This window comes from Athalassotoga sp., assembly GCF_049965695.1.
Taxonomy (GTDB): domain Bacteria; phylum Thermotogota; class Thermotogae; order Mesoaciditogales; family Mesoaciditogaceae; genus Athalassotoga.
The window spans coordinates 1-18,732 of the sequence record NZ_JBMFWB010000027.1; the positions used below are offsets into that span (position 1 = coordinate 1).

At 42.5% G+C, this 18,732-nt stretch carries 19 protein-coding genes and 1 pseudogene; 10 read left to right on the top strand and 10 right to left on the bottom strand.

From position 1 onward, the window contains the following. The 8 genes and pseudogenes from ACP5NR_RS07975 to ACP5NR_RS08010 all read left to right on the top strand — a co-directional run. Window positions 1-532, top strand: a pseudogene (locus tag ACP5NR_RS07975) (aldo/keto reductase); the annotation flags it as partial. A gap of 73 nt (window positions 533-605) precedes the next feature. Beyond that, entirely contained in the window at window positions 606-1,742 is a 1,137-nt protein-coding gene (gene rhaI, locus ACP5NR_RS07980) for an L-rhamnose isomerase (protein ID WP_428006250.1), read from the top strand. 3 nt (window positions 1,743-1,745) lie between these two features. Then, entirely contained in the window at window positions 1,746-3,164 is a 1,419-nt protein-coding gene (locus tag ACP5NR_RS07985) for a rhamnulokinase (RefSeq protein ID WP_428006251.1), read from the top strand. 140 nt (window positions 3,165-3,304) lie between these two features. Then, window positions 3,305-4,579: a nickel-dependent lactate racemase gene (larA, locus tag ACP5NR_RS07990; protein WP_428006252.1), complete on the top strand. Its 1,275-nt coding sequence runs from the start codon at window positions 3,305-3,307 to the stop codon at window positions 4,577-4,579. A gap of 77 nt (window positions 4,580-4,656) precedes the next feature. Next, on the top strand, window positions 4,657-6,102 hold the full coding sequence (gene aldA / locus ACP5NR_RS07995; protein WP_428006253.1) for an aldehyde dehydrogenase: 1,446 nt from the start codon (window positions 4,657-4,659) through the stop codon (window positions 6,100-6,102). Window positions 6,103-6,261: 159 nt separating this feature from the next. Continuing rightward, the gene (locus tag ACP5NR_RS08000; protein WP_428006254.1) at window positions 6,262-7,053 is read left to right on the top strand and encodes an electron transfer flavoprotein subunit beta/FixA family protein; all 792 of its coding nucleotides are present in this window, start codon (window positions 6,262-6,264) and stop codon (window positions 7,051-7,053) included. Beyond that, window positions 7,054-8,031: an electron transfer flavoprotein subunit alpha/FixB family protein gene (locus ACP5NR_RS08005; protein WP_428006255.1), complete on the top strand. Its 978-nt coding sequence runs from the start codon at window positions 7,054-7,056 to the stop codon at window positions 8,029-8,031. Continuing rightward, window positions 8,024-9,439, top strand: a complete 1,416-nt coding sequence (locus ACP5NR_RS08010; protein ID WP_428006256.1) for an FAD-binding oxidoreductase — start codon at window positions 8,024-8,026, stop codon at window positions 9,437-9,439. The genes ACP5NR_RS08005 and ACP5NR_RS08010 overlap by 8 nt, the downstream gene beginning before the upstream one ends. A gap of 37 nt (window positions 9,440-9,476) precedes the next feature. Here ACP5NR_RS08010 and ACP5NR_RS08015 read toward each other — a convergent pair whose 3' ends face one another. From ACP5NR_RS08015 to ACP5NR_RS08050, 8 genes are all read right to left on the bottom strand, one after another. Next, the gene (locus ACP5NR_RS08015; protein WP_428006257.1) at window positions 9,477-9,827 is read right to left on the bottom strand and encodes a 4Fe-4S dicluster domain-containing protein; all 351 of its coding nucleotides are present in this window, start codon (window positions 9,825-9,827) and stop codon (window positions 9,477-9,479) included. Further along, window positions 9,820-10,194, bottom strand: a complete 375-nt coding sequence (locus tag ACP5NR_RS08020; protein WP_428006258.1) for a 4Fe-4S dicluster domain-containing protein — start codon at window positions 10,192-10,194, stop codon at window positions 9,820-9,822. The genes ACP5NR_RS08015 and ACP5NR_RS08020 overlap by 8 nt, the downstream gene beginning before the upstream one ends. Window positions 10,195-10,216: 22 nt before the next feature. Continuing rightward, window positions 10,217-10,600 (bottom strand): ArsR/SmtB family transcription factor, encoded by a 384-nt coding sequence (locus tag ACP5NR_RS08025; protein ID WP_428006259.1) that lies wholly within the window; start codon window positions 10,598-10,600, stop codon window positions 10,217-10,219. Window positions 10,601-10,705: 105 nt separating this feature from the next. Then, complete coding sequence (locus ACP5NR_RS08030; protein WP_428006260.1) at window positions 10,706-11,623, bottom strand: aldo/keto reductase; 918 nt, start codon at window positions 11,621-11,623, stop codon at window positions 10,706-10,708. Window positions 11,624-11,635: 12 nt separating this feature from the next. Continuing rightward, on the bottom strand, window positions 11,636-12,664 hold the full coding sequence (locus ACP5NR_RS08035) for an SIS domain-containing protein (RefSeq protein ID WP_428006261.1): 1,029 nt from the start codon (window positions 12,662-12,664) through the stop codon (window positions 11,636-11,638). Between the two features lie 14 nt (window positions 12,665-12,678). Further along, window positions 12,679-13,506, bottom strand: coding sequence for a sugar phosphate isomerase/epimerase family protein (locus tag ACP5NR_RS08040; RefSeq protein ID WP_428006262.1), 828 nt, complete (start codon window positions 13,504-13,506; stop codon window positions 12,679-12,681). After that, window positions 13,503-14,480, bottom strand: coding sequence for a Gfo/Idh/MocA family protein (locus ACP5NR_RS08045; RefSeq protein WP_428006263.1), 978 nt, complete (start codon window positions 14,478-14,480; stop codon window positions 13,503-13,505). The genes ACP5NR_RS08040 and ACP5NR_RS08045 overlap by 4 nt, the downstream gene beginning before the upstream one ends. Beyond that, on the bottom strand, window positions 14,477-15,490 hold the full coding sequence (locus ACP5NR_RS08050; protein ID WP_428006264.1) for a Gfo/Idh/MocA family protein: 1,014 nt from the start codon (window positions 15,488-15,490) through the stop codon (window positions 14,477-14,479). Before ACP5NR_RS08050 ends, ACP5NR_RS08045 begins: the two co-directional genes overlap by 4 nt. A gap of 182 nt (window positions 15,491-15,672) precedes the next feature. On the opposite strand from ACP5NR_RS08050, the gene ACP5NR_RS08055 reads away from it, so the two are divergent. After that, window positions 15,673-16,209: a hypothetical protein gene (locus ACP5NR_RS08055; RefSeq protein ID WP_428006265.1), complete on the top strand. Its 537-nt coding sequence runs from the start codon at window positions 15,673-15,675 to the stop codon at window positions 16,207-16,209. A gap of 6 nt (window positions 16,210-16,215) precedes the next feature. Here ACP5NR_RS08055 and ACP5NR_RS08060 read toward each other — a convergent pair whose 3' ends face one another. Continuing rightward, entirely contained in the window at window positions 16,216-16,710 is a 495-nt protein-coding gene (locus tag ACP5NR_RS08060) for a GNAT family N-acetyltransferase (RefSeq protein ID WP_428006266.1), read from the bottom strand. Window positions 16,711-16,742: 32 nt separating this feature from the next. Then, on the bottom strand, window positions 16,743-17,489 hold the full coding sequence (gene gpmA, locus ACP5NR_RS08065; RefSeq protein ID WP_428006267.1) for a 2,3-diphosphoglycerate-dependent phosphoglycerate mutase: 747 nt from the start codon (window positions 17,487-17,489) through the stop codon (window positions 16,743-16,745). A gap of 196 nt (window positions 17,490-17,685) precedes the next feature. Here gpmA and ACP5NR_RS08070 point away from each other — a divergent pair, with 196 nt between their 5' ends. Then, complete coding sequence (locus ACP5NR_RS08070) at window positions 17,686-18,627, top strand: Gfo/Idh/MocA family protein (protein ID WP_428006268.1); 942 nt, start codon at window positions 17,686-17,688, stop codon at window positions 18,625-18,627. Window positions 18,628-18,732 lie beyond the last annotated feature (105 nt).

The following is an 18,732-nucleotide window of genomic DNA, read 5'->3' on the forward strand; positions in this document are numbered from 1 at the left end:
TGCGATGACGACAGAAGAAGAATTTGAAAAGGTCATAGGGCCGAATGGTGCGCTGGAAGAATTTGTGAAGGCTCAAAAGGAAGGGCTTATAAGGTACATAGGGTTTTCGGCTCATTCTGACAGAATCGCCATTCAATTGATGGACGCATTCGATTTTGACACGATACTATTTCCCATAAACTGGGTTTTGACATTCAAGGAGAACTTTGGACCTGCGGTGATAGAGAAGGCGAGATCAAAGAATATGGGAATTCTTGCAATAAAATCTCTCGCACTGACGACAAAGCCGAAGGATGATGGTAAGCATCCGAAGAGTTGGTATACACCTATTGAAGATCCAAAACTTGCCGAATTGTCTTTGAGATACACACTCTCCCAGCCAATAACTGCGGCCATACCGCCGGGAGACGAAAGATTATTTCCTATGGCTTTAGAGATAGCCGAGAATTTCACACCGATAACGGAAGAAGAAATAGAATATCTCAAAGAGCGGGCTATGGGCCTTGAGACGATCTTTCAATCAAATCTGTGAGATGAATGTTAAAGGCAGTACTTGAAAAGTAAATGTCAATTTGATCTGTACCAACAAATTTATCGAGGTGATGATGTTGAGAAATGATCTGAAAGAAAAGGTTAAAAATTTCAAGGTTGAAATTCCGTCCTGGGGCTTTTCCGACTCAGGTACAAGGTTTAAAGTTTTCCACATTCCGGGCGCGGCGAAAAATATCTTTGAAAGAATTGAAGATGCCGAACAAGTCGAAAAATACACGAAAGCCGTTTCGGCCGTTGCAATTCATATCCCATGGGACAAAGTTGATGACTGGAAACATCTCAAAAAATTTGCCGAAGATAAAGGGCTGAAGATCGGTGCTGTCAATCCCAACTTGTTTCAGGATGAAGATTACAAGTTCGGAAGTCTTACGAATTTAGATGAGAAGAAAAGATCGAAAGCGATTGATCATGTGCTTGAGTGCATAGATATAATGAAGTCTGTCGATTCAAAGATACTTTCTCTATGGCTTCCAGACGGTACCGATTATCCGGGTCAGGGAGACTTCGCGAAAAGGCAGGAATTGCTTATCGATTCTTTAAAAAAGATTTATTCCGCTCTCGAAAAAGACATGACTTTGCTTATCGAGTACAAATTCTTCGAGCCTGCATTTTATCATACAGACACGGCAGATTGGGGTATTGCCTACGCACTTTCAAAGGATCTCGGAGACAAAGCGAAGGTCATAATCGATCTGGGCCATCACGCACAGGGAACGAATATAGAGTATATAGTCTCGATCCTTTCATCGCGAGGGAAACTAGGAGGATTTCATTTTAACTCCCGAAAGTACGCAGATGACGATCTCACCGTCGGGTCGGTGAATCTTTACGAGTTGTTCTTGATCTTCGTCGAACTGAACAAATTCTTCGATCTGTCATCTGATAAAAAGCCAGCACTTGTGATAGATCAAAGCGCGGCGATGAAGCCAAAGGTTCAGGCCATGATCCAGTCGGTGGAGGCTTTGCAGATAGCGTATCTGAAATCTTTACTTGTCGATGTGAAGTCTTTGAAAGAGGCACAATTGAATAATGACATTGTCATGGCGGAAGAAATCATAAAGGATGCTTTTCTGACAGATGTCAGATCTATTTTGAAAGAGGCAAGAGAAGAGATGGGATTGGATCCTGATGCGCTTAATGCCTTTAGACAGAGCGATTACGAATCTATTGTGGCAAAGAAAAGAGGATGAATTTTGAACTTTTTGGCAATAGACATCGGTGCATCGGGCGGTAAAGCCTTTCTTTTGTCTTTGAAAGATAAAATAACCGTAGAAGAAATATACAGATTTAAAAATACACCCGTTGAGATAAGGGGTATCGATTATTGGAATGTTTTAGAGATTTACTCGAACATTCTAAATGCGATAGAGATAGCGCTTCAGAAGGGCGAACTTGAATCTGTCGGAATAGACACGTGGGGCGTGGATTTCGAGCTTTTAGATGAGAGTGGATACATGATCGGAATGCCGATGCATTACAGGAACGCGTACAAGTTAAACTCCATGTCAAAAGCTCTTGAAAAAGTGGGAAAGAAATGGATTTTTGATAGATCTCCAACCCAATTTCAGCCATTTAACACGCTCTACCAGATCATCGGAATGAAGGATTTGAAAATGAAATCGATCGAGTGCGCAAATACTCTGCTCGGTATTCCATCTTTGTTTGTCTATTTTCTAACAGGACGGAAAGCCATTGAATTCACCTTTGCGACAACAACACAGATATACAATCCTTATTTGAATGACTGGGACAAAGAGATAATAAAGGCCTTTGATCTGCCCGATGTCTTTCCCGAGATCGTGAATCCTTCCACGATCGCGAATGATGCCAAATTATCAGGCAAGAAATTCAAGGTCATCTTTCCTCCAACACATGACACGGGCGCTGCTTTCGCCTGCGTCAACGATATGGATGTCATGATAATAAGCGCAGGCACATGGTTTTTGGAGGGCATGCTTTCGAAAATGCCGGTCAAAAATGAAGATGTGATGAAATACAATTTGGCAAACGAAGGATGTATAGATGGAGGATACAGATTGCTTTCACAGGTTACTGGCATGTGGCTTATAGAGGAATTAAGGCGCAAATGGAATGGAATCGAGTATGAAAGACTCATTGAAATGGCAAAAAGTGCAAAGCCCTTTTCGGGCATGATAGATGTGGATTCTGTCGATCTGCAAAAGCCTGATGATATGGAATTGGCAATTGTTAATGAATCGATAAGATTTTCCGGTAAGAGGATCGAATCGAAAGAGGAGATCGTAAGAGCCACATTTGAAGGAATTGCGCTTAAGACGAAATTGAGTTTGGAAAGGCTTGAAAAACTTTCCGGAAAAAAGATAAAAAAGATAAGAATGATAGGCGGTGCGACGAGAAACAAATTGATCTGTCAATTCATTTCAAATGCGACAGGCCTTACAGTTGAAGCGGGTCCCATTGAAGCAACGGCGATAGGGAATGGACTGTCTCAGATGATCGCAAATGGACAGATCACGCTCGATGATATTCCAAGCCTTGTCGGCAGATCATTTGAGATATCACGGTACGATCCCCAAAACATGGAAGAATGGCAGAAAGCATATGAGAGATGGAAAATAGCATATGGCAAATAGCGAATGGCATATAGAAAAAAGAGATTAGGGATTAGAGATTAGGGATTAGAGATTAGGAATTATAGAAAAAACGGCGCATGGCAAATGGCATGAAAAAAAAGATTAGACATTGGAGACTGAGAATTGTAGAAGGTGAAATGATGCGAATAAATATACGGTATGGCAAGGGCTTCAAAAGTGTTGATCTATCTGAGAACACACTTGTACTAAAAAAGCCTGAAACACGGCCAATCAAAGATCCTTTTGATGAAATAAAAAAGTCCCTTCAAAGTCCGATATCATCAAAACCTTTGATCGATATCGCGAAGGGAAAAAGAAGCGCGTGCGTAGTTGTCTCGGACACAACAAGGCCTGTTCCAAATGCGATCATCCTCCCTCCTTTGATCGAGACGCTGGAACAGGCCGGAATCCGGGACGAAGATATAACGATTCTCATAGCAACGGGCACGCATGATCCTGTGCCGGAGCATATGTTTGAAGAATTGCTTGGAAGAGATACGTTAATGCACAGAATAAAGATAATAAATCATAACGCTTATGACGATTCCATGATCGTCGATCTCGGTAAAGGCGCCTATGAATGTCCGGCCCTGATAAATAAAATTTATGCCGAATCCGATCTGAAAATATGCACGGGCCTTATAGAGCCGCATTTTATGGCCGGTTTTTCAGGCGGGCGTAAATCCATATGTCCGGGAATAACGGGAATAGAGACTTTGAAGGTCTTTCACAGCGTCGACGCGATGGGTCATCCTTTGTCGAAAAGTTGCTCTTTGAATGGTAATCCTGTCGATGAGATGGCAAGAAGTGTGGCAAAAATTGCCGGATGCGATTTCATGGTAAATGTCTCTTTGGACGATCAAAGACGTATAACAGGGATTTTTTCGGGCGATTTGTTTAAAGCACACGAGGCCGGATGTGAATTTGTCTCAGATCACTCAATCGTCGTGATAAATAAAGAAGCCGATGTGGTCATAACATCAAACGGAGGGTACCCGCTGGATCAAAATTATTACCAGACCGCAAAAGGCCTTGTTGAGGCTTCCGAGATCGTCAAAAAAGACGGTTTTATAATAATGGCTTCAGAGTGTAAATTCGGATTTGGAAAACCATCTTTCAGAAATCTCATGATCGAACTAAAAGAGAAGGGAACTAAAGCCTTTCTTGATGCCCACAGAACTTCACAAACCTTTGAAAGCGATCAATGGGAAGTTCAAGAATTCACAAAAGTCTTTGAGAAGACGAAAAATATCCTTTTGCTTTCTTCGCTAAATAAATCAGATCAAGAATTGACCTTTGCGAAACCTATAAAATCTTTGAATGAAGGGATTAAGATTACCACAAAGTTGATGAAGGATCCTTTCATCGTGGCAATTCCGGAAGGGCCATATGTGGTCGGAAGGATAAAGAATTGACAATTTCTCATTTTCGATTCTGCTTTTGCAATTTTCAATTCTCAATTTTCAATTTTTAATTCTTTGGAGGTGTTTATATGATGCGTTATAAGTTGTTTGTCAACGGAAAGTTCGTCGATTCATCATCGGGGAAGTTTTTCAACGTTATAAATCCATCAACTGAGGAAACGATATCCGAGTGTCCCGAAGGTACCGTCGAGGACACACGAAAGGCCATCGATGCGGCGTACGAATCGCAGAAAAAATGGGCGAAATTGCCAGCGATAGAACGCGCAAAGTATTTAAGAAAAATAGCGGATGGGATTCGTAAAAATGCAGAGATGCTTGCAACAACGATAGTCGAAGAGCAGGGCAAAATTCGGTCTCTTGCGCGTGTCGAGGTGGATTTCACGGCCGATTACATCGATTACATGGCAGAATGGGCAAGAAGACTTGAAGGAGAGATCATACCAAGCGACAGGCCCAACGAAAATATCCTTCTCTACAGAATGCCCATAGGCGTCGTGGCGGGGATCTTGCCATGGAATTTTCCATTCTTCTTGATAGCAAGAAAGATGGCCCCGGCGCTTATCACCGGAAACACGGTTGTGATAAAGCCGAGTTCGGACACGCCAAATAATGCCTTTGAATTTGCCAAGATCGTGGCCCATACGGATCTGCCTGCGGGCATTTTCAATCTTGTAAGCGGAAAAGGATCCGTTGTTGGAAATGAACTTGCCTCGAATCCAAAGGTCGGAATGGTAAGTTTTACGGGGTCGGTCGAGACAGGATCGAAGATAATGGAGTTGGCATCGAAGAACATAACAAAAGTATCGCTTGAACTTGGAGGAAAGGCACCCGCGATTGTCATGGACGATGCCGATATAGATCTTGCCGTCAAAGCGATAAAGGACTCAAGAGTTATAAACACAGGTCAGGTGTGCAATTGCGCCGAGCGCGTCTACGTTCACGAAAGAATTGCGGATGAATTCACAGAAAAAATGACGAAAGCCATGAAAGAGACAACGTATGGCGATCCGTTGCGCGAAGAGGTCGATATGGGACCTCTTGTGAATGCAAATGCCTTAAAATCGGTAGATGGCATGGTAAAGCGTGCAATAGAACAGGGCGCAAAGATGGTAACGGGCGGAAAGGCGGAAGACAGAAAGAAAGGATTTTTCTACAAGCCGACAGTTTTGATCGATTGCAAACAGGACATGGAGATAATTCATAAAGAAATCTTTGGTCCTGTCCTTCCGATAGTCAAGTTCAAAAATCTCGATGAAGCGATAGAGATGGCAAATGATTCTGAATACGGTCTGACCTCCTCAATATACACTCAAAATATAGACGTTGCGATGAGGGCGGCAAATGAGATAAAGTTCGGAGAAACCTACATAAATCGTGAGAATTTCGAAGCAATGCAGGGATTCCACGCGGGATGGAGAAAATCTGGAATAGGCGGAGATGATGGGAAACACGGAGTTGAAGAGTTTACGAATACTCATGTCGTTTATTTGCAGTATAATCAAAATAAGAAGTAAAAGCATATGGCAAATGGCGCATAGCATATGGCAAGAAAGGGATTAGAGATTAGGCGTTAGAGATAGTTTGTAACGCGTAATCTGTAGTTGCGAAGGTCACTTCTCGGCATCATGTCCTACGCCATTGGCTATATGCTATTTCAGATTGGAGGTTTTGAATTGAAAATAGGCGTTCTGATAAAGCAGGTACCGGCGACGGACAAAGTCAGAATAGATGAAAAAACTGGCACGATGGTAAGGTCCGAGATGGAGGCCGAACTCAACCCTCTCGATATGTACGCTGTCGAAGAGGCCGTCAGAATAAAAGAAAGATTGAAAGATGTCCATATCACGGCCATAACGATGGGCCCACCGTCTGCTTCTGATGCGATAAAAGATGCGATCTCGATAGGGTGTGATGACGGGTATCTTTTAACAGATAGGCGCTTTGCCGGAGCCGATACGTGGGCTACGGCTTACACCCTTTCGATGGCGATAAAAAGAATAGGTGGATTTGATCTTGTACTTTGTGGAGAACGTGCAACAGACGGGGAAACTGGTCAGGTTGGGCCATCAGTTGGAGCGCAAATGGGAATTCCCGTTCTTACCTATGTTAGCGAGATAGTCGAACTTACGGATGGGTACGTAAGGGTCAAACGATCTATAGAGGGCGGTCATGAGATCGTCGAGGTTGATTTGCCGGTACTTATCAGCGTTGTTAAAGAGATAAATGATCCGAGGATACCGAATCTTTCGGGGAAATTGAAGGCCAAATCTGCAGAAGTCAAAAGTTTTGATGCGGTTTCAATAGAGGCGGATCAATCAAAAATAGGTCTTGGAGGATCTCCTACAAGGGTTGTGAAAGTATTTTATCCCAAATTGACAAGAAGTGGTGAGATTGTAAGATCAAAAGATCCTCAAAGTGCGGCAGAAGCACTTTTGAATTTTCTAAAATCAAAGGAGATAATTTAAATGCCAGGCGTATGGACACTTGCCGAATTTCGTGATGGCAGGATAAATTCAGTCTCTTACGAACTTTTAGCGTGGGGCAGATCGCTTGCAGACACTTTAGGTGTAGAACTTTCAAGCGTGATTTTGGGATACGGAATTAAAGATGTGGAGACCCTTTTCGATCACGGATCGGATACCGTCTACAAAGTCGATGACAAAAGGATTGAACATTTCCTGCCGGACAGTTATTCGAATATACTTTTTTCCCTTGTCAAAAAGTACGATCCCCAGATAATAATAGCATCGGCAACAACTTATGGAAGAACTATAATGCCCATTCTTTCGACAAAATTCAACACGGGTCTTACGGCCGACTGCACGAAACTCGAAATAGGAGAGGATGGTACTCTTCTTCAGACAAGGCCGGCGATAGGCGGAAATGTCATGGCGACGATACGAACACAGACAAGACCACAAATTGCAACGGTCAGGCCTCGATCAAAAAAGCCCATTTCGTACGACAAAAGTCAAAGAAAGATAATCGCACCGGAAATAGAGGATGAACTTTTCAAAAGCGCTTACAGATGGATAAAGTTTGAGAAAGATGAAAGCACAGATCTGCCAATCCAGGAGGCGGACGTCGTCATCGCTGGCGGGCGCGGAATGAAGGATGAAAAGAATTTCGAAATGCTTTACGAACTCGCCAAAAAACTGAACGGAGTCGTCGGTGCGTCACGCACGGCCGTCGATATGGGATGGATTCCATATTCCCACCAGGTGGGGCTTTCCGGTAAAACAGTCAGTCCTCATCTTTACATGGCTTTGGGTATTTCTGGCGCGATCCAGCACATAGCGGGGATGTCTTCGTCTGATATCGTGATCGCCGTAAATACAGATCCGGATGCCCCGATCTTCAACGTCGCAGACTTTGGAATAATAGGAGACGCCACCGAGATAATTCCTGAACTTTTGAAAGCGCTTGGTGATAAAGATGAATGAATTCAAAAAGGTAGACGAAAGGGTTGTAAAGGAGTTAAGGCGAATAACATCTGGCGCATCTGTCATATACGAAGACAAAGAAACGCTAAAAAATTATTCCCACGACGAATCCGGAGGAGAGTATTACGCGCACATGCCGGATGTGGTTGTAAAGGTTGAAAATGCAGATCAGATATCCAAAATTCTCAAATTCGCAAACGCACAACATATCCCTGTGACACCGAGAGGTGCCGGAAGCGGCCTTGCAGGAGCGGATGTCCCCCTTTACGGCGGAATAGTTTTATCCGTCGAAAAGATGAACAGGATAATCGAAATAGACAAAAACAACCTTGTCGCCGTCGTCGAGCCAGGTGTTGTCACAAACGATCTGTGCAAAAAGGTCGCAGATGGGGGATTGTATTACGCCGGATATCCGATGAGCGTGGAGACGAGTTTCATAGGGGGCAACGTCGCGACGAATGCTGGTGGTAGCAAAGTCATAAAGTACGGCAATACAGGCCATCACGTTATAGGTCTCGAAGTCGTCATGGCAGACGGACAAATAGTGGAATTCGGAGGAAAGAGGAGAAAAGACTCTTCCGGATACGATTTCATCCACCTCTTTGTTGGATCCGAAGGGACGTTGGGAGTATTTTCAAAGATTTATCTTAACCTTATTCCACTACCCGGAAAGACCGTTGACCTGCTTGCTCCTTTCAAAGATATAGAAACAGCCATTTCAAATGTCGGGAGGCTTATGATAGAGAGTAAAACCCTTCCAAGTGCGATAGAGTTCATAGATGGAATCTCCGTGAAACTCGGATCCGTTTACAACAACATAAAACTTCCCTTTCAGGATGAGGCCGGCGCATATCTTTTGATCCAATACGAGGGCAGAAAAAAAGAGGAAATAGAAGACCTTTACGAGATAGGTGGAAAGGCACTTATGGCCGGAGGTGCGATGGATGTCTTTGTGGCCGACAACAGGACGAATTCCGAAAAACTATGGAGAATAAGAAGAAACTGGCTTGAAGGCATAAAGGCTTTTGATCCTTACGCTCCAACCGGAGACGTGGTTGTTCCCACCGATAAAATTCCGCAGATAATGCAATATATCTCCGAGATTTCTACGGAGTACAAAGTCCAAATCCCCGTTGCGGGCCATGCGGCAGACGGAAATGTCCATCCCGCACCTATGAAACCGGAGAAAATAAGTCCTTTGGAATGGAAAGACTTATCCGAAGAGATCCTCGATAAAATTGCCCTAAAGGCTGCCAGCCTTGGAGGCGCGATAAGTGGAGAACACGGTGTAGGATTCATAAAAAAAGACCTTTTGAAAAAGACGAAGCCAGATCAGTATGTATTCATGAAGAAGATAAAAGACATCTTTGATCCAACTGGAATCATGAATCCCGGGAAGTTATACTGAGATGAGTTTAAAAAGCGGGCATAAAAGCCCGCTTATTTCATTCGATGACGAGATTTGGATTTGCTTCCAATTTTACCTTTAACTCTTTTTGTATCTGTTCGGCCGGAATTTCCTTTGCAAGGCTTCTTATGTATTCGTCATCCGTTTCAAAAGATATGGCATTCCAAAGACATCCAACCTGACAGTTGTTGCAGCCCACCATACAGCGCTCTTGAAAGAGTACAACCGCTTTTTTATTTACAGGATCGTATCCGAATACATTTCGCTTTTCCCCGCACGTTATCACACACAATCCACATCCTGTACATTTATTTGGATCTATTACGGGACCCCAATTTATCTTTTTTCTGTCCAATCCATGCCATTTTGAAAACATATCTTCAGCCATTGAAACTACCTTCTTTCTTTGTCTCCGTAGAAACAACGTGATCGGGGAATTTATCAAGTCTTGCCTTAAGTTCTTTTGTTACAGTCGGGAAGATCTTGTACTTCACGATGACGGATTTCACAAGTTTAGAAGCATCTGCCGGAAAAGATATCGCTTCTTCGGGACAAACCTTTCCGCACGTCGTACATCCGACAACGCAATTTCCGCCATTCGCCACGATGTATTTTTGTTGAGACTTCGAAAAACCAAAAACGGCATTTCCGCAACTCAACAAACACAATCCACAATCTGTGCACTTCGAATAATCAATAACCGGCGCCCATTCAATTTCAGAACGAGCAACACCATGCCACATTTTTTCAGCCACTTCAATCATCTCCAAATAAAAGTCAATTATTTTTCAAAATTTCTTTTTTTCTATTCTCAAGAATCTCACAGGATCTTTGAGGATCTTTTGGCAGATCTGAAATCTTTAAACCAACTATTTCGGTGAAGGTGCTTTCTTTTCCCAAAAGTTCGAAAAATTCTTCCAGGAGAGCATTTAAAATCTCTCTATTTGTTGAATAGAAGACCCATTGTTTTTCTCTTTTTTCGATGATAAGATTTGCATCTTTCAAAATTTTTAAATTTTGAGAAATGGCAGGTTGTGTGACATCAAAGACATTTTCGAGTTCGCAAACGCAAAAAGGTCTCTTTGCCATAAGAAGCACCATTCGAAATCTTAGAGGGCTTGATAAAGCGCTGAAGAATTTTTCAAATTTTTTTGAATCCATCGAATCACCTCATAAGCATATTAGCATATGCTTATGATCTTTTGGTTATGACAAAATTAAACTTTCGTCATTTGTTTTATTATTTTATCGATTTCATGTCTTTTTTTATGGCAATTTATTTCCTGCTGCTTTGTAAAGATCGTACCATTCCTTTTTTGTCAAATTCACATTTGATGCCTGACATATTTCTTTAAGGCGCTTTGCATTTGTCGTGCCGACGATTGGCTGTATTTTTGCGGGATGTCTCAATATCCACGCTATTGGCATGGCATCTTTTGGCACATCGTATTTCTTTGCCACTTTGTCCATTTCATCGTTGAGAGTTTTGAATTTCGGGTTATCCAAAAACACGCCATCGAAAAATCCGTACTGGAATGGCGACCATGCCTGAATTGTGATGCCGTTAAGCCGGCAATAATCGAGCACACTTCCGTCACGATCGACAGATTTGTCGATTTGCATGTTAACGTTTAATCCCGCATCTATCATACCCGTGTTTGTGATGCTGAGTTGCAACTGATTGACGATTATTCTCTGATTTAGATACTGGCTGAGCAATTCTATTTGCATGGGATTGTGATTGCTCACTCCGAAATTCCTTACCTTCCCACTCGCGTGCAATATCGAAAAGGCCTCTGCAACTTCTTCCGGATCGACGAGCGCATCGGGTCTGTGAAGCAAAAGCACGTCTATGTAATCGGTCTTCAAACGTTTCAAACTGCCATCAACGGCCTCAAGAATATGATCTTTTGAAAAATCGTAGTATCCATCTCTTATGCCGCATTTTGTCTGGATGAAGATCTTCTCCCTTACTCCCTTCATCTCTTTGAGCGCCGTGCCAAAAACTTCCTCGGATTTTCCGCCACCGTAAATGTCCGCGTGATCGAAGAAATTTATGCCTTCCTCAATGGCTGTGGTTATCAACTTCGAAACATCCTTTACAGGCATATCGGCAATTCTCATGCATCCAAGCGCAATTTCAGAAGATCTTATCTCACCGTTCGCTATTTCTATCGTTCTCATCTCAATCACCTCTCATATTTTGCTAACTTTATGTAAAAATCTCGGAACGTCGGGATTCAAACCCTTAGAAATCGAAAGATTGAAGGCAAACAACTGGATGAACAATGCGATTTCAAAAGGATATAGTGCTTTTTTCGTCGGAAGAATTTTAAACGAAAGATCGCCTTTTTTCAAGAATTCATCGTTGTCTGAAACGATAAGCGTGTGCGATCCCGTCTCCTTTATCTTATCCACAACTCTGGCACTTAATCCCAAAGTCGAATCATCGGGAGCAAAGATGAAGATCGGAATATCCGGATCTAACATCGCAAGAGGACCATGGACAAGATCGACAGAGGACAGTCCCTGCGCACTTATGTAACATGTTTCCTTCAACTTGAGCGCGCTTTCGAGTGCCACAGGATAGTTAAAACCTGTGCCTATTATGACCAAATCCCTTGCAAATGAATACCTTTGAGCAAGATCGCGTATTGCCTCTTCCCGATCGAAGATCTTGTCGTACATAACCTTAAGATCGTCTATATTGAGTTTTTTGCCCTTTATCGCATATGCAAGTAAAAGCACGCTGGCCATGGAGGCGCTGAAAGTCTTTGTCGCAGCCACGCTTTTTTCGACACCTGCATTCATGAAGATCGCGTTATTTTCAAGAAGTTTTGCCATTGTGCTTTCCGAATTGTTCGTTATGCCAAATGTAAGAACCTTTTGATCCGTTGATTGTTTGAGTATCTCGCAAACGTCTTCCGTCTCTCCCGACTGGGATATTCCCATTACAACTCCGTTTTTAATCTCGGGTGGCGTTTTGTAATGCGTGTAAAGAGAGCCAAGCGCAAGCGCGACGGGTATGCCGATTTCCGATTCAAAAAGATATTGACCGTAAATACAGGCGTTGTCAGATGTTCCGCGCCCTGCCGCTATCATGACGACGGGAGATGCTTTTTTGAAAACCTTCGCTATTTCATCTATCTTTTGACCTTCATTTGAAATCAAACGTTCTATCGCCTTTGGAGTTTCATGAATTTCTTCGATCATCCTGTAACTCATTTCATACCTCCGCATCACATTCCATTTAATATGTCAAGCCTTTTTGACGCATCGTATGCAAGCATTTCCGGGTGCGTTTTGTAAGGACTTAACTCGGCCGTCAAATATCCTTCGTAATTTGCCTTTCTCAAAGCGCTTATAACTGCCGGCCAGTTCACATTCCCTTCAAAAAGATTCTTAAATCCGCGAATATTTCCTATCGAGGTGTCAAAATCTTTTATATGAACTCTTACGATGTAATCAGCAAGTACTTCTATCCAGTGCTCGGGATAGGAAAAAGCAAGCACATTGCCGACGTCGAAATAAAATCTCACGTACGGACTTCCTATCTCATCCATAAATTTCCTCATCTCGAGAGGACTTAAGAGAAATTTGTTCCACACATTTTCTATCCCTATGCAAACCTTTGCTTCTTCGGCCTTCTTTGAAAGGGCTTTTAATGCCTCCTGAGACCTTTTGTACGCTTTGGAGTAAGAGACATCTTCGTTAACAACTCCCGGAACTACAAGAATGGCATCTGTATGAAGCGTCTTTGCGGCCTCTATCATCTTCTCTACGATTTTGATTCCTTTGTTTCTTACACTTTCATCATCGTCGGTAAGAGGGTATTTCCAGTGAAGCGCTGTGGCAACACTTGAGATCGGTATGTTATTCGATCTGGATATTTTAAAAATCTCTTCGATCTCATCTTTTGTCGAATCAATTCTCAATGAAGGAGTGTCCTTCTTCTCCTCTTCCATATTTATCTCTATTCCGTCGTATCCGGCCTTTTTTGCATTTTCTATGCATTCCTTTACGGTGTAATTTGCAGGAAAGGTCCAGCAGTTTATGCCTTTTTTCACGACTTTATCACCTTGCCTTTCTTTACGGATTCGTAAGCCATCAAAGCGACTCTAAGCGCTTCGAGTCCGTCTTTGCCAGTTACAGGCTCTTGAAGATCGTCTTCGATGCACTTCACAAAGTCTTTGAGCATGAGGTAATCCATATCATCTCCCCAGTAGGCGTATTTGCTGTATTGAATTCTGTCTGAGTACATGATTCCATGCTGGGCAAACGCATCGACACTCATCGACCCTTTTGTGCCGGCTATCTCAAAGGTCACATCTCCCCACGTCGGAAAGGATTTCGGTCTTGACCATGATGCGTCTAAAGTTGCAAAGATCTCATTTTTGAACTTCATCGATATTAGGCCGCAGTCTTCAACGGGTATGTCGTGGATCAATGTGCCCATCTTTGCATATACTTCTTTTACCTCGGATTTAAAAGTCCACCTTAAGATATCCACAACGTGAACTGTGTGATCAATTACGGATCCTCCTCCGGAAAGCGTTTTGTCTGTGAACCATCCGCCAGGCATCGTTCCATGATTCGTCGCACTTATCCCGATTATCTCTCCGAGTTTTCCTCCATTTATTATTTCCTTCATTCTCTTTACTGGAGGTGCGTATCTTACCGGAAAGGAGACCATGAGTTTGACTTTGTTTTCCCTGCAAGCATCTATCATATTTTGGGCATCTTCAATTGTCGTCGCGATTGGCTTTTCGACTATGACGTGTTTTCGCGCGCGCGCCGAATCTATCGTCATCTTTGCATGCTTTGCATTTGCGGAACATATCACAACGGCATCGACGGATTTGTCAGAAAGGATATCTTCGTAATCTTTGAAATACTTTATACCATGCCTTTGGGCAAAATCTTTTCCCTGCTTTTCATTCTCTTCCGCTATCCCTGCTATTTCAACCTTTTCTATGCGCTTCAAAGATTCAACGTAACTTTCCGCGTGCATGTGATCGCAACTCAAAATTCCGATCTTCATAATTTCACCTCCAGAGGTTTATTCACCCTCATCGATTCTATGCAGGTCATGGCAACTTTCAACGCGTAAAGCGCATCATGGGCGGGAACGGGAATTTGTGAATCTTTTTCGACAGATTCAAGAAACTCCCTTATTTCGCGTGTATAAGGCTCTATGCCGGGAGAAAGTGGGCTTTCCGGAATAGAAACGCTCTCGGCTTTGCCTTTATTTTCTTCGAAAAGATTTAACTTCAAAGGAATGGAGTTAAAACTGCTGAATTCAACTAGGCCATCTGTCCCTGCTATCTCTATCTTCGCACCGAACTGGGTTCTTTGATTGCCTGACCAGTCGGAGACAAGGTGGGCGATAATGCCGTTTTCGAATTCCATCATCACAAGATCGTATTCTGGATCGAATGGCTCTTTTCTTTTAAAGACATTTCCGCGCGTGTAAACTTCTTTGACGGGGCCAAAGGTCCATGTGAGAAAATCTATGTCATGGATCAAAGAATCCTGAATCGATCCGCCGCTTTTGTCATGGTAACCGTACCATTCCCTCACTATGGCAGGATTCGGTCCTCCCCTGTACGTCCTTACCATCTTCGGAAGGCCAATAGAGCCAGCATTTATGACTTCGCGTGCCTTTATGTATTCGGGAAAGAACCTCAAAACGTGTGCTATCATGAACTTGACATCATTTTTGGAGGTTGCCTCTATCATCTTTATCCCGTCTTCGTAAGTTAAAGCCATGGGCTTTTCACAAAGCACATGCTTTTTTGCATTTGATGCTTTGATCACGAATTCACTGTGAAGATAAGTCGGCACGCATACATCGATAACATCTATATCCTTTTTTTTGATCACATCTTCAGCGTTGTCGTAAGCATCCGCCCCAAAGATATCGGCGAGTTTCTTTGATCTTTCCGGTACGATGTCCGCAACGGCAACAACCTTTGCATCGGGGATACTTTTGTAGCAATTGGCATGAACTGTCCCAATTCCACCCGCTCCAACTATTCCAATTTTAAGCATCTTATCACCTCAATTTTGATGATGGATTCATCTATATGATACACCCTATCATTCAACACGTGATAAAATCAAAATAGAGATTACTCAAAAATTGTAAAGAGTGACGGGTAACATGGCAAAATAATACGATTTTTATAAAAAGATAGCCAAAAAACACGATGAATTTTAAAGGAGGTTATAAAATGAAAAAAAGTATCATGATTTTTAGTTTCGTTATACTTGCCGGCATTTTATCCTTTGCAGGGACTGCAAGTTCAACAAACGTTGTAAATTGGTCAAATTTACCTTACACCCTGTCTGCCACCGTGGAAAGCCATACGATCTTCGGTACAAAGGTCGATTTTCATTCCGCCGTCAAGGACGGAGCGTTGGATCACTATTCAGCCTTTGACTTTGAATATCTGGTATTCACATTCAACCGAAATTACATCGATAAATTGCCATACGGAATAACGATACTTACCTGCTCGATAAATCGCAATTTCTTTTCATGGGTTGTATCCTCTAAGGAATACCCGTGGGGGAAGGTCAGCATAAGTGCGCCTGCCGTCGGGATGATAGAAATGTTCGTCGTCGGTGGAGTTAGCCTGTATTTTCTTATTACCCACGATCCTTTACCTATGTTCTACGGCCTTGGCGTCCTTACAGTTGAAAACTTCTTTGTCTCATCGCTTCAGACAAATTGCACGATAATTTTAGACAAAGAAAAAACCTTGTAATTTTTTCTATTGTTTCACCCGGGCCATCAAATAAGCATCGATGTATTCTCCGTTTCTTATGGCATAACATTTGAGCGTGCCTTCGATTGTGAAACCGAATTTCTTGTACATGTTTATCGCTACTTCGTTGTCGGTGTAAACTTCTAATTCTATTCTTTTGAGATTGTACCAGTTATCGGCAAGATCCAGCAATGCTTTCATAAGGGCAGTCCCTATGCCTTTGTGCTGGTAATCATCGTGAACGGATATTCCCAAAGCAGCACAATGGCGTCTTCTGCCCTTGAAAACATTCAATCCCGCAGTGCCGACAAGTTTGCCGTCCAATTCGGCAACAAGACTAATTGAGCCTTCTTCCTCTGTCATTCTGCTTACCATCTTTGCGGCATTTTCTTTCGATGTAAAAGGCATCGCAAGCGTGTTCGCACTCGCATTGGGACAGTTTCTCAATTCGTAAAACCCATCGACATCCGTTTTTTCAATCGTCCTTATCTTCAGCGCCATAGTAAAGGTTCCCTCCTATTTTTGTGAAGGTTTTACTTCACTTTAGATTGATTGGCAACAGCCTCGGCTTTTTTCTCGATCTCCTCCTGATTGCCAAGATAATAATGCTTTATCGGTTTTAGATTATCATCAAGTTCATACACAAGAGGAATTCCCGTCGGGATGTTAAGAGCGATTACCTCTTCATTCGACAAATTGTCTAAATACTTTACCAATCCTCTCAAACTGTTTCCATGGGCGACGACGATGACTTTCTTTCCCGATCTTATAGTTGGAGCTATCGTTGAATCCCAATAAGGCATTACCCTGTTTATCGTGTCTATAAGGTTTTCGGTAAGCGGCAGTTCAGATTCTTTCAAACTCGCGTATCTTGGATCGTGGCCGGGATACCGAGGATCATCTTTTTCAAGCGCCGGCGGCCTTACGTCTGCCGATCTTCTCCACAAAGTTACCTGCTCATCGCCGTACTTTTGCGCAGTTTCGGCTTTATTCAACCCTTGCAATGCACCGTAATGTCTTTCATTCAATCTCCATGAATTTTGAACGGGTATCCACATCAGATCCATCTCATCGAGTGTTATCCACAACGTTCTTATGGCCCTTTTAAGCACAGATGTGAAGGCGATATCAAAATGATAACCTGAATCTTTGAGAATTTTACCTGCACTGTGGGCCTCCTGAGTTCCTCCATCGGTAAGATCCACATCCGTCCAGCCTGTAAACCTGTTTTCTTTGTTCCACAAACTTTCTCCGTGTCTTAGAAACACAATTTTGTACATTTAAAAACCTCCTCGATAATGTATTCAAATCTATTATACCCAAATTTGACTTCAATTTTGAGTCATAAATTCCGGCAGGTGATTTGGCAGGTTGCACGTGGCTCGTGGCATGGAAAATTGGCAATTGTCAATTGTCAATAAATTCTTCACGTCTCACCAATTCGTATGGTAAGATCAAGATATGGAGGTGAAAATTATGAAAAAATTGAAATTGGGAATAATCGGATCGGGCATAGCGGTAAAAGAGTTGCATCTTCCCGCACTAAGAACTCTCGATACGCTTTACGAGGTAAAGGCAATTTCAAGCAGAAATATGGATCACGCGATCTCTCTTGCCAATGAGTGCGGAAGTGATGTCGTCGCCTTTGATGATCCTTCGAAGATGAAGGATATAGACGTTGTCGACATAGCGATACCGGTAAATCTGAATTACGATATGATAAAGATCGCCTTTGAAAAAGGCTGGGACGTGATTTGTGAGAAACCCATCGCCGAAAACACCCAAAGCGCACGAAAAATACTTGAACTTCACGAGAAATATCCGCAAAGAATACTCTACATCGCCGAAAGCCACAGGCACGATCCGGCCATAAAGATAATAAAAGATCATCTTTCCGAAATCGGGGAGGTGGCCTTTTTCGATTACAAACTCGTTCTTCCAACAAAAGACAGCAAATACGCCAAAACGGAATGGAGAAAACATCCGGCGCACGTTGGAGGCTTTCTTTCAGATGGTGGTGTTCATCACGTCGCATTTTTGAACGCGATTTTCGGCAAATATCTTTCTGTCGGCGGATTTGCAAAGCAGATCTCCGACTTCACGGATGCTTACGACACGATGATCATGAGCATAAAGTATGAAAATGGATTTGGCACCTATTCCGTCACTTATGCACCGAATTATGGAGAAAATGAATTTTCAATCTACGGATCCCTCGGAACTTTAAAGATGAAAAATTCAAAAGTCACGGTCGTGAAGGACGATAATATCAAAGAATATCCTGTACCTCCGGCAAATTTCTTCGCAGAAGAATTTAAAGATTTTTACAATTGCGTCGTTAAACGCCAAAAACCCGTTTTGGGCGATCCTTACCTTGCATTCACAGACCTTGAAATGATAGAAAAAGTTATAAAGTAGAATTAATTTACTAATACCAAAATGTTTTTCATTTTTACGATTTTGTGATATAATAAAAATGAAAATTGCTTTTGGAGGTGTAGAAATGAAAAAGTTTTTAACAAT

What these genes read in the sequence shown, in the direction of transcription:
- rhaI (WP_428006250.1), top strand. Translation starts at nt 606, where the DNA reads ATGTTGAGAAATGATCTGAAAGAAAAGGTTAAAAATTTCAAGGTTGAA.
- larA (WP_428006252.1), top strand. Translation starts at nt 3,305, where the DNA reads ATGCGAATAAATATACGGTATGGCAAGGGCTTCAAAAGTGTTGATCTA.
- aldA (WP_428006253.1), top strand. Translation starts at nt 4,657, where the DNA reads ATGATGCGTTATAAGTTGTTTGTCAACGGAAAGTTCGTCGATTCATCA.
- ACP5NR_RS08005 (WP_428006255.1), top strand. Translation starts at nt 7,054, where the DNA reads ATGCCAGGCGTATGGACACTTGCCGAATTTCGTGATGGCAGGATAAAT.
- ACP5NR_RS08010 (WP_428006256.1), top strand. Translation starts at nt 8,024, where the DNA reads ATGAATGAATTCAAAAAGGTAGACGAAAGGGTTGTAAAGGAGTTAAGG.
- ACP5NR_RS08015 (WP_428006257.1), bottom strand. Translation starts at nt 9,827, where the DNA reads ATGGCTGAAGATATGTTTTCAAAATGGCATGGATTGGACAGAAAAAAG.
- ACP5NR_RS08025 (WP_428006259.1), bottom strand. Translation starts at nt 10,600, where the DNA reads ATGGATTCAAAAAAATTTGAAAAATTCTTCAGCGCTTTATCAAGCCCT.
- ACP5NR_RS08030 (WP_428006260.1), bottom strand. Translation starts at nt 11,623, where the DNA reads ATGAGAACGATAGAAATAGCGAACGGTGAGATAAGATCTTCTGAAATT.
- ACP5NR_RS08035 (WP_428006261.1), bottom strand. Translation starts at nt 12,664, where the DNA reads ATGAGTTACAGGATGATCGAAGAAATTCATGAAACTCCAAAGGCGATA.
- ACP5NR_RS08045 (WP_428006263.1), bottom strand. Translation starts at nt 14,480, where the DNA reads ATGAAGATCGGAATTTTGAGTTGCGATCACATGCACGCGGAAAGTTAC.
- ACP5NR_RS08050 (WP_428006264.1), bottom strand. Translation starts at nt 15,490, where the DNA reads ATGCTTAAAATTGGAATAGTTGGAGCGGGTGGAATTGGGACAGTTCAT.
- ACP5NR_RS08055 (WP_428006265.1), top strand. Translation starts at nt 15,673, where the DNA reads ATGAAAAAAAGTATCATGATTTTTAGTTTCGTTATACTTGCCGGCATT.
- ACP5NR_RS08060 (WP_428006266.1), bottom strand. Translation starts at nt 16,710, where the DNA reads ATGGCGCTGAAGATAAGGACGATTGAAAAAACGGATGTCGATGGGTTT.
- gpmA (WP_428006267.1), bottom strand. Translation starts at nt 17,489, where the DNA reads ATGTACAAAATTGTGTTTCTAAGACACGGAGAAAGTTTGTGGAACAAA.
- ACP5NR_RS08070 (WP_428006268.1), top strand. Translation starts at nt 17,686, where the DNA reads ATGAAAAAATTGAAATTGGGAATAATCGGATCGGGCATAGCGGTAAAA.